Annotated in this window: 17 protein-coding genes; 8 read left to right on the top strand and 9 right to left on the bottom strand. The window is 52.9% G+C overall.

The genetic code is table 11. The features are described from left to right. Positions 1 to 7 precede the first annotated feature (7 nt). From flgC to H7848_RS03850, 8 genes are read left to right on the top strand one after another with little or no spacing between them, the layout of a single operon-like run. Complete coding sequence (gene flgC, locus H7848_RS03815; RefSeq protein WP_208348112.1) at positions 8 to 400, top strand: flagellar basal body rod protein FlgC; 393 nt, start codon at positions 8 to 10, stop codon at positions 398 to 400. Positions 401 to 417: 17 nt separating this feature from the next. After that, positions 418 to 708 (top strand): flagellar hook-basal body complex protein FliE, encoded by a 291-nt coding sequence (gene fliE / locus H7848_RS03820; RefSeq protein WP_208348114.1) that lies wholly within the window; start codon positions 418 to 420, stop codon positions 706 to 708. 3 nt (positions 709 to 711) lie between these two features. Beyond that, complete coding sequence (locus H7848_RS03825) at positions 712 to 981, top strand: flagellar biosynthetic protein FliQ (protein WP_208348117.1); 270 nt, start codon at positions 712 to 714, stop codon at positions 979 to 981. 3 nt (positions 982 to 984) lie between these two features. Beyond that, positions 985 to 1,698: a flagellar hook-basal body complex protein gene (locus tag H7848_RS03830; RefSeq protein WP_208348118.1), complete on the top strand. Its 714-nt coding sequence runs from the start codon at positions 985 to 987 to the stop codon at positions 1,696 to 1,698. 12 nt (positions 1,699 to 1,710) lie between these two features. Further along, positions 1,711 to 2,496 (top strand): flagellar basal-body rod protein FlgG, encoded by a 786-nt coding sequence (gene flgG / locus H7848_RS03835; protein ID WP_208348121.1) that lies wholly within the window; start codon positions 1,711 to 1,713, stop codon positions 2,494 to 2,496. Further along, positions 2,496 to 2,918, top strand: coding sequence for a flagellar basal body P-ring formation chaperone FlgA (gene flgA, locus H7848_RS03840; RefSeq protein ID WP_208348122.1), 423 nt, complete (start codon positions 2,496 to 2,498; stop codon positions 2,916 to 2,918). Before flgG ends, flgA begins: the two co-directional genes overlap by 1 nt. A 9-nt stretch (positions 2,919 to 2,927) precedes the next feature. Then, on the top strand, positions 2,928 to 3,653 hold the full coding sequence (gene flgH / locus H7848_RS03845; RefSeq protein ID WP_208348123.1) for a flagellar basal body L-ring protein FlgH: 726 nt from the start codon (positions 2,928 to 2,930) through the stop codon (positions 3,651 to 3,653). Positions 3,654 to 3,663: 10 nt separating this feature from the next. Beyond that, entirely contained in the window at positions 3,664 to 4,158 is a 495-nt protein-coding gene (locus tag H7848_RS03850; RefSeq protein WP_208348124.1) for a flagellar basal body-associated FliL family protein, read from the top strand. On the opposite strand, the gene H7848_RS03855 is transcribed toward H7848_RS03850, so the two are convergent. The 9 genes from H7848_RS03855 to H7848_RS03895 form a co-directional block, all read right to left on the bottom strand. Further along, positions 4,130 to 4,501, bottom strand: a complete 372-nt coding sequence (locus H7848_RS03855) for a hypothetical protein (protein WP_208348125.1) — start codon at positions 4,499 to 4,501, stop codon at positions 4,130 to 4,132. The two genes, H7848_RS03850 and H7848_RS03855, sit on opposite strands and share 29 nt — an antisense overlap. Further along, a complete protein-coding gene (locus H7848_RS03860) occupies positions 4,501 to 5,583 on the bottom strand; it encodes an EscU/YscU/HrcU family type III secretion system export apparatus switch protein (protein WP_208348126.1) in 1,083 nt (360 codons plus the stop codon). The genes H7848_RS03855 and H7848_RS03860 overlap by 1 nt, the downstream gene beginning before the upstream one ends. Continuing rightward, the gene (locus H7848_RS03865) at positions 5,583 to 6,356 is read right to left on the bottom strand and encodes a flagellar biosynthetic protein FliR (protein WP_208348127.1); all 774 of its coding nucleotides are present in this window, start codon (positions 6,354 to 6,356) and stop codon (positions 5,583 to 5,585) included. Before H7848_RS03865 ends, H7848_RS03860 begins: the two co-directional genes overlap by 1 nt. Then, complete coding sequence (flhA, locus tag H7848_RS03870) at positions 6,353 to 8,443, bottom strand: flagellar biosynthesis protein FlhA (protein ID WP_208348128.1); 2,091 nt, start codon at positions 8,441 to 8,443, stop codon at positions 6,353 to 6,355. The genes H7848_RS03865 and flhA overlap by 4 nt, the downstream gene beginning before the upstream one ends. 16 nt (positions 8,444 to 8,459) lie before the next feature. After that, on the bottom strand, positions 8,460 to 9,053 hold the full coding sequence (locus tag H7848_RS03875; RefSeq protein ID WP_208348135.1) for a transglycosylase SLT domain-containing protein: 594 nt from the start codon (positions 9,051 to 9,053) through the stop codon (positions 8,460 to 8,462). Positions 9,054 to 9,277: 224 nt separating this feature from the next. Further along, positions 9,278 to 11,281, bottom strand: a complete 2,004-nt coding sequence (locus H7848_RS03880; protein ID WP_208348138.1) for a hypothetical protein — start codon at positions 11,279 to 11,281, stop codon at positions 9,278 to 9,280. After that, positions 11,281 to 12,147, bottom strand: a complete 867-nt coding sequence (motA, locus tag H7848_RS03885; protein ID WP_208348140.1) for a flagellar motor stator protein MotA — start codon at positions 12,145 to 12,147, stop codon at positions 11,281 to 11,283. Before motA ends, H7848_RS03880 begins: the two co-directional genes overlap by 1 nt. 73 nt (positions 12,148 to 12,220) lie before the next feature. Beyond that, on the bottom strand, positions 12,221 to 12,802 hold the full coding sequence (locus tag H7848_RS03890; protein WP_208348142.1) for a MotE family protein: 582 nt from the start codon (positions 12,800 to 12,802) through the stop codon (positions 12,221 to 12,223). Next, positions 12,802 to 13,167, bottom strand: a complete 366-nt coding sequence (locus tag H7848_RS03895; protein WP_208348144.1) for a hypothetical protein — start codon at positions 13,165 to 13,167, stop codon at positions 12,802 to 12,804. The genes H7848_RS03890 and H7848_RS03895 overlap by 1 nt, the downstream gene beginning before the upstream one ends. Positions 13,168 to 13,177 lie beyond the last annotated feature (10 nt).

The following is a 13,177-nucleotide window of genomic DNA, read 5'->3' on the forward strand; positions in this document are numbered from 1 at the left end:
TGATGTCATGAGTGATCTTTCCCAAAGCATGTCCGCGTCTGTCAGCGGTATGAAATCACAGGCCGCACGCCTGCGGTTGGTGTCGGAAAACATCGCAAACACCGATACACCGGGATACCGGCGCAAGACGGCTGCCTTTGAAAATATATGGCAGGCTGGTCAAAAGACCGGTGACGTCAAACTGGGGGACGTGAAACTATCCCAAATGGCCCTGGAGCGGGTTTATGACCCGTCGCACCCCATGGCCGATGAAACGGGCCACTATGATGGATCGAACGTCGATCTGGTGGTCGAGATCGCTGACGCGCGCGAAGCGCAACGCAGTTACGAAGCGAACCTTCGTATGTTCGATCAGGCGCGGCAAATGTCGTCGTCATTGCGCGAATTGCTGCGCCGTTAATAATAAGGAGTTCCAGAATGGAAATGCTATCATCGATTGCCGCCCAACAGTACACCGCCACTCGTCCGGCCACAGCCCCCAAACCCGAAGAAGGCGGCGCAGGCAGCGCGTTCGGTACGCTGGCCAAAGACTTTATGCAGACGTTACAAAACAGCGAAAACCTGTCACAAGCGGCAATGACCGGCGGCGCCGACCCACACGCCCTGGTTCAGGCCCTGGCGCAAACTGAACTGGCCGTCGAAACGGCTGTTTCAGTACGCAACAAGGTTGTCGAAGCCTATCAGGAAATTCTGCGGATGCCCGTCTGATCCATGGACGATATCATTTTCTATGACACCCTTCGGCAGGGCCTCTGGATTGCTGTGGCGATTTCAACGCCGATGCTGGCCGTGGCTTTGATCGCAGGTCTGACGGTTGGCCTGTTCCAGGCGCTGACATCGATCCAGGAAATGACGCTGACATTCGTCCCAAAGGTTGGGGCAATGTTGGGGGTATTCTGGATTTCGATGAACTTCATGACCCAGACCCTGGTCGGCTTTTTTCAAGATCAGCTGATCCCGCTGATCGCAGGAGGATTCTGAGTTATGGAAAATGCATCCTATGGCGCACTGACGCGTCAATCCGGCCTGATGCGCGAAATGCAGACCATCGCGCATAATATCGCAAATATCTCGACAACCGGTTACAGACGTGAAGGGGTCGTGTTTGCCGAGCATGTCAAACAGATTGATGGCGGTCCGTCCCTGTCCATGGCGACCGCAACGGTTCGCAGCACCAGCCCGGTTCAAGGCGGGCTGGCCCAGACAAACGCCCCCTTTGATCTGGCGATCGAAGGTGATGGTTTTTTCATGGTCGAAACGCCGGATGGTGAACGCCTGACGCGGGCGGGCAGCTTTACCCCAAATGGCGAAGGCGAACTGGTGACACCCGATGGTCACCGCGTATTGGATGCAGGTGGCGCCCCGATTTTCATTCCGCCCGACGCGGGCCAAGTCAGCGTTGCAGCGGACGGGACGGTTGGCGCCAATGGCCGACTACTGGCGCAAATCGGGCTGTTCGCACCGGCAGATCTGAATGACCTGACACGACAAAGCGGCACCCTGTTTCGTGCAGAGAATGGCGTTGAGCCTGTCGAGGGGTCGTCGATCATTCAGGGCTTTCTGGAAAAATCGAATGTCGATGCCGTGTCCGAAGTGGCCCGGATGATCGAAGTACAGCGCGCCTACGAAATGGGTCAGGGGTTCATGGATAAAGAAGACGAACGCATCCGCAACGTGATGCGGACACTTGGGCAGTAAAGGGTTGATAAAATGAGAGCATTGAATATTGCGGCAACGGGCATGAGCGCCCAGCAAATGCGGGTTGAGGTGATTTCGAACAACCTCGCGAACATGAATACGACCGGGTACAACGCCCGACAGGTCCAGTTTTCAGACCTGCATTATCAGCAGATGGCACGGGCGGGGACAATCAACGCGCAGGATGGCACCTTGCTGCCGACAGGCATTCAGCTTGGCCTTGGCGTGCGCCCCTCCTCCGTGGCGATGAACCTGGCGCAGGGGTCGCTTTCACAGACAAACGGCGATCTGGACATCGCGATCGAAGGTCAGGGCTATCTTGAAGTGACGCTGCCAAATGGCACCGCCGCCTATACCCGAGATGGCGCCTTGAACCGGTCGGCTGATGGTCAGATTGTAACCGCCGACGGGCATCCGGTTGTCCCCGATATCACCATTCCATCGGACGCGCGCAGCATCTCGATCAATGCCGAGGGCGAGGTCTATGCTTATTTTAACGACCGGATCGAGCCTGAACTACTGGGACAGTTCACTTTGGCCGGTTTCACAAACCCAAAAGGCCTTGAGGCGATTGGCAGCAATCTGTTCGCCGAAACCGGCGCCTCTGGCCCTGCATTGGTGACAACCCCCGGCGAAAACGGTTTGGGAATGTTACGGCAAGGCTATCTTGAGGACAGTTCTGTTGACGCCGTGCGCGAGGTGACAGAACTGATTGAAGCGCAGCGTGGTTATGAGCTGAACGCCAAAGTCCTGACTGCGGCTGACCAGATGCTTGGCGCGACCACTCAGATCAGATGATGAAGCGGATTGCATATATAATCGCCTGTGTTGCGATCTGTGCACCAGTTTGGGCAGATACGCTGGTTGCGACGCGCACTGTGCGGGCGCAGGCGATTATCACGCCCGAAGATATCTCGGTCATTGATGCTGATGTCGTTGGTGGTCTGTCGAATCCTGTCGATGTCATCGGGAAAGAGGCACGGGTCGTACTTTATGCCGGGCGCCCCATTCGGCCAGGCGACATTGGCCCACCTGCATTGGTTGAACGCAACCAGGTTGTCTCGATCCAGTTCGAACGCGGCGGTCTGACAATTTCAGCCGAAGGGCGCGCGCTTGGGCGCGGTGGTGTTGGCGATATGATCCGGGTGATGAATATCAGTTCACGCACCACAATCAGTGGTGTTGTTATGTCCAACGGCTCGGTCCGCGTTTCAAACTAGGGTTTCAGAATGAAAAAATTAACCATCTTCGCAGTTTTGTTGATGTCGGCGGCATGCACCGGTGTTGATACAATTGGGCGTGAGCCGAAATTCACACCAGACGTAGAAAGTTCCGAACGTATTGCGATGCTGACCCCCAGTCTGCCGCAGTCGCGCACGCCGTCCCGGCGGATCGACAACGCATCACTTTGGAGCGGTGAACGCCAGTCTTTGCTGGGCGATCGGCGCGCCGTTCAGCGCGGTGACATCATGACTGTGGTCATAGAAATCGACGATCGGGCCGAGATCTCAAATTCAACTGATCGCAGTCGTAGTGGCTCCGAAAGCCTGGCGATCCCGCAGCTTTTTGGCATTCCACAGCGCATTGATCCACGTCTGCCTGCGGGCGCATCCCTGGGTGATGCGGTCAGCGTGAATTCATCCAGCTCATCCGAGGGTGACGGGTCAGTCCGGCGTCAGGAAAAGCTGACACTGCGGGTCGCGGCGACGATCGTTGATGTCTTGCCAAATGGCGTTCTGGCGATTGAGGGGCGGCAGGAAGTTCGCGTCAATTTCGAATTGCGCGAATTGCTTGTCAGTGGATTTGTGCGGCCTGCCGATATCTCTCGTTTGAATGAAATTACATACGACAAAATCGCGTCAGCCAGAATTTCCTATGGGGGCCGCGGGCATATCTCGGAAATGCAGCAACCGCGTTATGGGCAACAAATACTGGAAAAAGTCGCGCCATTTTAAGGGGGCCGTTATGAAGAAACTCATTTTGCCAGTTGTTTTAGCTGTCATCGGAACCGGCGCAGGCGTTGGCGCAGGAATTTTCCTGAAACCGCCCGCAGATGAGCAGATTGAAGCCAAAACAGGTGATGAGTCTGCAAAGAATTCCGAAGCGGCCAAGGATAACGCTCCAAAAACCGAAGGTGCGTTTGACTATGTGAAACTCAACAATCAGTTCATTGTGCCGGTTGTCAAGGATGGTGCAGTCAGTTCACTGGTGGTGCTTTCGCTGAGCGTTGAGATTGAGCAAGGCCAGCAAACGGCGGTTTTTCAACGTGAACCCAAGCTGCGCGATGCGTTTTTACAGGTCTTGTTCGACCATGCGAACGTCGGTGGCTTTGCGGGTGCTTTTACCAACAACAGCAATATGCAAAGCCTGCGAACAGCCCTACGAGAAACCGCCCAACGGACCTTGGGCGACATCGCAAATGATGTTTTGATCACCGATATCGTTCGCCAGGACGTTTGATTTTCAGCAGCTCTTCTGCCACCGATTTGCGGCCAAAGGCATAGGCCGCGGCCTGTCGTTCTTCTTCAAGCTTCAGGGCAATCTCTGTCTGCTTCTGGATCAGCATTTTCTTTTGCCGCTCAAGCCATTTGCTCCAATAAACATCCGCCCTGGCGCGCGTGGCCGGATCCAGCTGATCCGCCATTTTCAACTCGATCGCTCGGTTGGCTTCGGCCTGCCTGATCTCGGCCAACGCTGACTGAATCTCAGCTTGCTGGCGCAGCAGGGGTTTCGATTTCTGAAGCTGGGCCTGATAAGCCAGATCTGTCACCTGAGCCAATTCCTTTAGACGTTTATCATGCACTATCCCCAGCCTTTCTGGCGCGCTTTAAGACGCATTGTTTCGGCAAAACGAATGGCAGCGGCCACGACTTCATAGGTATCGGGTGGTACCTCTTGCCCAATATCAACCGTCGCGTAAAGAGAACGTGCCGTGGGCGGATCGCGATGGATTGGAACAGCGTTTTCATTTGCGACTTCCCGGATGCGGGCAGCAACTTCATCCACACCCTTGGCAACGCAAACCGGAGCGCCACCGTTGGCGCGATCCCACTTCAGAACCACCGCATAGTGTTCGGGGTTCACGATCACAACATCTGCATCAGGAACATCAGCCAGCATTTTGTTCATCGCAATGTCATAGCCACGCTGCCTGCGTTCCTGTTTCAAATGGGGGTCACCTTCGGATTCTTTTGCTTCATCCTTTAATTCCTTGTGCGACATCCGGTTCTTGCGCAGGTGTTCCTGCCGTTGCCAAAAGAAATCGATGATGCCGATTGATCCGGACACCAGCAGCACAAACATCAGGAACTCAACCGACAATTCGGCCAGAAGCGTGCTGACCATACCTGGGCTAAGGCTCATCGATTGCATGATTTGCGGCAGCTTCAGCCACAAAAATATACCCATGATTAGAGAGATCAGGACCAGTTTGGCAAAGCTTTTGGCGAACTCGAAAAGCCCGTTGCGGCCGAATTTATTCTTGGCGTTGGACAAAGGTGAAATGCGCGAAAGTTTTGGGGCCAGTTTTTCGCCCGAGACCACAAAACTGCGTTGCGCGATAACTGCGGCAAGCGCAAAGATCGCAGGCCCTAGAAACCAAGGCAACGTCGCCACCAGAGCGGTCATGGTTCCACTGGCACTGATCGTGACGCCGTGACCGGAAAAGAACATGGATTCCAGCTGATCGGGGCTGGCCAAAAATGGCAAAAGCGCAGTTCCCCCCTGATTGACCGACCAGGCGCCCAATGCGATGAAAGACAGCAAAAGCCCAGCATAGGCCGCAGAAGTTGTCAGATCGACCGATCGCGGGACCTCGCCCTTTTTCCGGGCGTCATCCAGCTTTTTCTGGCTGGCTTCATATTGCTTGTCGTCGTCTTCTTCCATCAGCCACCTAGCGGATTGGCCAGATAGGCATTCAGACTTTGCACCCAGATTTGCAGCAGAAAGGGTGCGCTAAGCATCAATAGTATCAGACCACCAGCGGTAATCGCGGGCGCGCCGACAAAGGCCACCATCAGCTGCGGCATGGCCCGATTGATCACGCCAAGCGCCAAATTATAGATAAGCGATGCGATAAAAAACGGTGCGGCCAAGCCAAAGGCCAGCGCAAAAGCGTGGGCAATCCGCTGTGTGCCCCAGGCCGTCAGAACACTGGCATCCGGAAACTGTCCTGCTGGCATGATGTCATAGGACAATATGATCAACTCGGCCGCGCGAATGTGCAGACCCGTCATCACTGCAAGCGCAAGACCGCCGATGACCAGTACATGTCCCATGGCAGGCAACGGGTCGATTCCGGCGGCACCAAATATCTGCGAAAGAGACGTCGACTGGGCGGCGATCGTGCCCGCGATCTGTAAAGCCATCACGAACAGACGGATGGATAGTCCAATCGCCAGGCCTGCGATGACCTCGGTCATGACGAAGACGGGCAGTTTCGTGAACGGCTCGTTCTGAACATCGATGCCCGACAGGGCGGCTGGCGCGACGATCAAGGTAAACGCCAGTGTCAAACCCAGTTTGACTCGCGCTGGAACGGTTTGTTCACCAAATGCAGGCAAAACGGCCATGATGGCACCGACGCGCAGAAAAACGATAAAGCCCCCCCAAAGCGCAGTCTGGGCGAAAACCATGATCTGATCTGCGGCAATATTCATGCAGGAACCATGCCCACCAAAGCTGGCTGTGCGTCGATCCCGATTTCCTCGAATGAAAGAACGGGGTTCGCAAGGCCCTTGGCAATCATGACGGTCCGCAAAAAACGCCGCCGCCGCATAGATGTTACAACTGCGGGATAAACACCCTTTTCACCTGCTTTTGTAATACGCTCTGCCAGGGATGTCGCAAGGCGGTTGAACAAATCAGGCGGCAAGGCGATATCCGTTTGACCCCGATCCCCCTCAATCTGGTAGCTGATAAATTTCTCCTCCCATTCAGGGGCTAATTGTACCAACGGGATTGAGCCATCGTCACGTTTCAGATCTGCGATCAACTGGAAGCCCAACCGCTGCCGAACGTGTTCACATATGCCTTCGGGCGTCGCCATTGCACCGCGTGCTTCCGATATAGCTTCCAGAATCAAAGGCAGGTTCCTTATTGAAACACGCTCTTCCAGCAGCAACCTCAGGACCGACAAAAGCAGGTCCACGGGCACTTTGTCTGGCACCAACTCGTCAAGCATCTTTCGGTTTGCATCAGCCCGCATTGGATCTGACAAATTCACCATTTCATCCAACAAACGTCGTAAGGCGCGAAGCGACAAAAGACGCGGGAAATTGCGTTTGATGACCTCAAGCAGGTGTGTCGCCAGAACTTCGGTCGGGGTTACGACTGTCAGGCCTTCAAACGCGGCATCTTCTTCGTGTTCGGGCGATATCCATCTGGCAGGTGCGCCATAGACAGGTTCATTCACATCCTGACCAGGCGGCAAAATGTTAGAATCTGCCGCTGTCAGGGCCAATATCCGTTCGGGTTGCAGGCAATCGCGCGCCTGTTCGACCCCTTGTATCCGAATGACATAGGTATTTGGCGGCAGGGACGCGTCATCGGTCAGGCGCATCTCAGGCAGGATCAACCCATAAACAGTCGCCACATGGGTGCGCATATTCGAGATACGCGCATCCAGACCCGTTCCTGGATCCAGCACCATCGGAATCAAGTCCGAGGAAAATTCGACATGGATGTCATCAAGGTCCAGGATATCGCCCAAAGGCTTTTCCTGCTCGACCGGTTCGACTTTTTCAGTCTCTTGCCTGGCTGCGCGCGCCTCGGCCTGCTGTTTTCGATAAACATAGAATGCCGCGCTTAGCAAAGCGATTGCACCGGCAACAAAGGGTATGAAAGGCAGCCCGGGTACTAATGCAAACAGAAACATCAAAGCCCCAACGGTTGCCAGAGCAGGTGGATATTTCCCCAGTTGGCTGAACATCGCCAAGTCAGCCGCACCTTTGGCGCCACCGCGGGCCAGCAGCAACGCAGATGCGATCGAGATTATGACTGCCGGGATCTGCGACACCAAACCGTCACCGACCGTTAATATCGCATAGGTTTCAAAAGCAAGCCCAATTGGCATGCCATGCAATGCAATGCCAATGATCAGCCCCATGACAAGGTTCAGAAGGGTAATCAACAGCCCCGCAATGGCGTCGCCTTTTACAAATTTGGACGCACCATCAAGCGATCCAAAAAATGTTGTTTCGGCCTGTTCGGTTTCACGTCGCTGCTTGGCCTGCGTATGATCAATCGCACCTGCCGACATATCGCTATCGATCGCAAGCTGCTTGCCCGGCATGCCATCCAGCGCGAAACGCGCGCCAACCTCGGCCATACGAGCCGCACCTTTAGTAATTACGATGAAGTTGACAATGAGCAGAACGCAGAAAACGACCAGCCCCAACAACACACTACCGCCCATGACGAACATCGCGAAGCCCTCGATGACATCACCTGCGGCATCGGTTCCAGTATGACCCTGTCCAATAATAAGTTTGGTCGACGACACATTCAGGGACAATCGCAGCATAAGCGATGCCAGCAGGATCGTCGGAAAGGCTGAAAAATCAAGCGGCCGTTCGATGAAAAGCGTAATCGTGAAAATCAGAATGGCCAAGGCAAAGGACGCCGCCAAGCCGATATCCAGCACCCAGGCCGGGACTGGCAAAATCATCATGACAATGACTGCCATCAACGCCAGCGCCAGCAGAATGGTTGGTTGAAATATTGTTGTCAGGCTCAATTTCGGCATAAGGTTACAGTCGTTGTCACTGAATAAACGGCGCGGTGGCCGTGGAAGAGGGCGATGTCGGTACCAAAGATCCCAACGCAAACGATTGACGTGGCAAATTTATCAGTGGCTTAGGTCCATCTGTATCCGCCAGATCATGTTTCTGTGTCGGCGCCGCAACTGCATTTGACAAAACTCTGGCGTGATAGACATCAAAGCGCTTGCGGTAGATTTCGGCAAAGCGCGGCGTTCTTGAATGATAGGCACCAGCCGCCTTGCTCCAGTCTCCGAATTCCTCATAAAGATCTTTTAGGAAACCCGCTGCATATGTTGCATTTTTCCGCGGGTCGAACATTTCCTCAACTGATGAAAATGCGTGTCCGTGCCATTTGTAGTTGATCTGGAAACAACCGATATCAAAACTTCTTGCACCTTCCTGATAATACCTTAAGGCATTTGAAATGGCGTCTTTCTTGCTATCGAACCAGACGCCTTTGCCGCCAACATTTATGGTCCAAGGCCAGGTCTCTAACCGTCTATTTTTCTGATGACCGGTTTCAGTCAATGAAATCGCAGCAAGAACCGTGTAAGGTACACCCGTCGCCTTTGATGCCTCATGTGCGGCGATCAAACAGGTCTCGTCTGATCTTGCATGCGTTTTGCCTGCTATTATGCCGATGCAGATCATCGAAAATAAAAGTAAACGCATGCGGATAAGACAGAGGCCCGCAAAGCAGCTCAAACCCTGCACATAGTCAAAGCCGGTCCGACCGTAGTGATTCATGTTCAGCGCCTTCTGCCACTGTTGTCGGCCGACACTAAACGATCAAATCTTTAGAAAAGGTAATTAAGGCCTTAATTCACCGAACGGTCGCCCGATAAAATTGCATCCAGTGACTGCCGAACACGATTGCTCTGCTCAAGCAGGTTTCGATTTCTCAGCAGTACCTTGTCATTTTGGGCCGACTGAATACTGGTTGAGGCCGCTTGGTTCGCTTCGATCGACGCATTTGCTTCAGACTGGCGATTTGATACCTGATCATCGGATACTTGCGCGATCATCTGTGTCACTTCATCTTCTCGCGTTTGGGTCGCGGCGACGACACCATCTACTTTGTCGGAAGTCGGGTTTCCGGTCCATAGCTTCGATTGTTCCTCGAAACCCAGATCTTGTAGTTTTGACGAAATCAACAAACGTGTTTGATCATTCAACTGCCTCGGCATCAGTTCATTCGGCGGTGAGAACGCCAGCTTGAGGAAATCCGTCTGACTGCTGTTGTCCATCAAATCCTGCATAATCAGCGATCTAAAAGATATGTCCGCATCCTTAATCTGGCTCAGATTTTCAACGGCGGCTTGATAGTCGCCCGAAACAGCAGCCGCACGCGCACTAAGCGAAATTAGGAAACGTTCCTTTGGTGTATCCTTATGCTCGAACGCAAACGCAGCCAATTGCGTACGATCAGCAGTTGAAATCACCTCGTCGCGTGCCAGTTTGCTTTCGATTAAAGTAGAAAACGCATCAACAGCACTGATAGTATTTTCGCTGGTTAAGCCCTGTAAAGAAGCCTCAGCTGTTTCAATTCGACCTTCTTTCAGATCCAGTTTTGCTTCTGCCAGCGACAATGCAGACGTTTCAGCACCTACCGCGCGCGTCGCAGAGATCAAAACAAGGTTCGCACTGCCCAAATCCCCGCCATACATCATATTTTCCGATAATCGCGGACCAAGGACCTGCCTTAGATGTTTTGGTAACGCGTTAAATTCGCGAAGCACAGCAGCCGTATTTGCATTTTTTATATTATCAGGCGCCTCTAAAATCGCCCAAAGTGCGGACGCATTTTCGCAAAGATACATATTCTGAAAGAAGCCATTTTGTGGGCTTTCACCATATTCAAACAGATACGCCATCGCCAACAAAGCTTCGCGATCATCTGAAATCAGCCCCACATTCTCAATCAGATGAATGGCTTCAGCACCGAAGCCGAAATACAGGTAATGACGGATCAGACCCTTCAAACCTTGTTGATTTGTCTGATCGAATTCCTCAACCAGTTTCGTCCGCCACGTTGCAACGCCTGCTGTAAACTGACCTGACTGACCCCAGGATGCGATGTTAATTTGGTCATTGGAAAGACATTGCTGGTCGTCGTCCAAAACCGGATTAACTCTGTCGTTTTCTTCCGAGCTAGAGCTGAGACGTACATTTGGCTCCGCGCTTTGAATTTCCTCGACAATAACGACTGCCTCATCGATTTGTTTTTCTGTAGACTGTGGATCCGTTTGCAAAATCCCATCCGCGAAAACCTCACTGAGTTGACGCAGCAATTGGGCCTGAGCATCAGACACACGCTGGCGATCATATTCAAGCGTCTCGATGATTTTGATCGTATCCGGTGCAGGAGAAGCCTTGTGGTCTGCGGTTTCATCAAACACTATGGGAAAAATGTCCGGTTTTGGTTGGTGCTGCGCCGGTCGAACGACAACTCTTTTTGCTCCGTCCGACGTTCGGTCAATGACGTCCAAAACGATACTGCGGCCACGGTGCTCAAAAGCTTCTACTGTGCAGTCACAATTCACTTTCAACGACAGCACACCATCACGGCTATCAGAAACCGATATTATTCGTTTTCGTGGGATTTTTCGAAAAACGCTGGACGTATCGAAACGAATGTCTTGGTTAAGTATTTCCAGATCATAAGTCGCGTCGCGCTCAACAAAACTCCAGTCCGGCAAGTCATCAAAATCCAGAACAAGTCTGGAAAAGCCTGTATGTTCGCCAGAACGGACCAAGATTGTCTCAGCGTGGGCAACTGATGCGGTCATTATCGAGAATAGGATCAAGAAAAGACGCAACATCAGGCCGCCTGCTTGACGTTTTTCAATGCTTCTTCCAGATCAGCAAAGCTGGGCCTGATGTGCGCTGGTGTATTCTGGCGCCCCACCTCAATACAGATATTGACCGAATGCTTGTGAAGGTTGGCGACCAGTACCTCACGTATCAGCTGATAGAAATGGTTATCCTCTTCTGTCAGTGTTTTGACTTTACCGGCAAAAGGACCCACGAAACCATAGGCTAGGAAAACGCCAAGAAACGTACCGACCAAAGCGCCACCGATCATTTTGCCAAGAATTTCAGGGGGTTGATCAATAGACCCCATAGTTTTGATAACACCCAGAACAGCGGCCACAATCCCCAAAGCAGGCAAACCATCGGCAATCGTCTGAAGCGCGTGGCTGGAATGCATGGCGTGATGGAAATTGGCTTCCATCCGCTTTTCCAGCACCTCTTCCACCTGATGTGGATCGTCGTAGTTCATTGACGCGGAACGAAGCGTGTCACAGATCAACTCAATCGCTTCATGATCTGCCAAAATCTTTTCATACTTCGAAAAAATCGCTGACTCTTTAGGATTCTCGATGTGCTCTTCTAACCCGACTGGATTTTGACGGGCCAATCGAACCAGTTCAAATAAAAGGCAAAGCAAATCTCGATAATCGTCAGGCTTCCACTTAGGGCCCTTGAAAACCTTGGCCACATCCTTGGCCGTGTGTTTGATCCCGCCCATGTCATTACTGATGACAAAAGCACCAATAGCCGCGCCCCCGATCATCATCATTTCGAACGGCAAAGCCTTGATGATGATGCCAAACTTGCCGCCAGCGGCCATATAGCCACCAAAAACCATGATAAAAACAATGGCGATACCAACAATTCCGATCATTCGATCACCTGCGACTCAACTGTTACGACGCGTAATGTTTCAGCTGCGTCTTAAGAATCGGTAAGCGTAAACGCTATTCCTTGGGTAAATCAGCATTTCGACCGGCCAGTAGAACGCTGATTGTATAGGCAGTCTTCGGTTGTAAGCCCGCCATGACCTCGGCCGCAGCGTCGGGACGCATCCGCGCCAGAAAACCGGCGGCAAATTCTGGTGCCATCTCCTCAAAAAGGGCAGCGGCATCCTTGGGTTTCATATTCTCATAAACCGCCGTCAGCCGTGATACATCGTCTTCCGCGGCACTCTCGACCCGCGCCAAGGTCGCGGCGAGTTCCTCTTCTGCTGTTACAAGGGCATCGTAGTTTTCGCGGATTGCGACCTCGGCGTGGGCCAGTTCCTGCATCCGTTTCTCAAGTTGCGCTTCGCGTTCTTCAAGACGTGACTCGCGGGCTTGAATGGCAGCCAAAACAGGTTCCAGATCAGCCGAACACGTTTGGGTTTCGGCAATCACCTCGGCTTCGGAAAACGACTCAAACTCTCGTGCGACCGCTTCACCAACCCCACCCGACAGCCGAAATATGCCCGACGCCGCTAATAGTCCCGCAATCAGAAACAACGTCCCTTTACCACGGCGGGTCTTCTTTTGTTTTCTGGCCATTAATGCGCCCCCCGTTCACGATGGCGCATAAAGACAGGTTCATCTTTGGGCTTAGCGGGGGGTGCGGATGACGCTTGCGCCTCGGGCAAATCATGCATCGATGCAACCAGCAATTCCAAACGTTTGGCAGCAGTTTCGGCACGTTCGGTCAATTCAGTCAGTGATCCAGCCGAATATTGCGCAGTTTTCTGGGCGTGCTGCAGCGTCTTTGTCATATCATCGACTTGCGCAGACAAGACAGCAACAGCGCCCCCCACACCTTTCTCTAGGTCAGTAAACCGACGCAACCGACGTGAAAGAATCATGCAATAAAACGCAGCGGCTAGCGCGCCTGCGACCAGTAGAATATCTGCAATCAGACTCATTGAAGTGTTC

Source organism: Pseudaestuariivita rosea, assembly GCF_017592335.1.
Taxonomy (GTDB): domain Bacteria; phylum Pseudomonadota; class Alphaproteobacteria; order Rhodobacterales; family Rhodobacteraceae; genus Parasulfitobacter; species Parasulfitobacter rosea.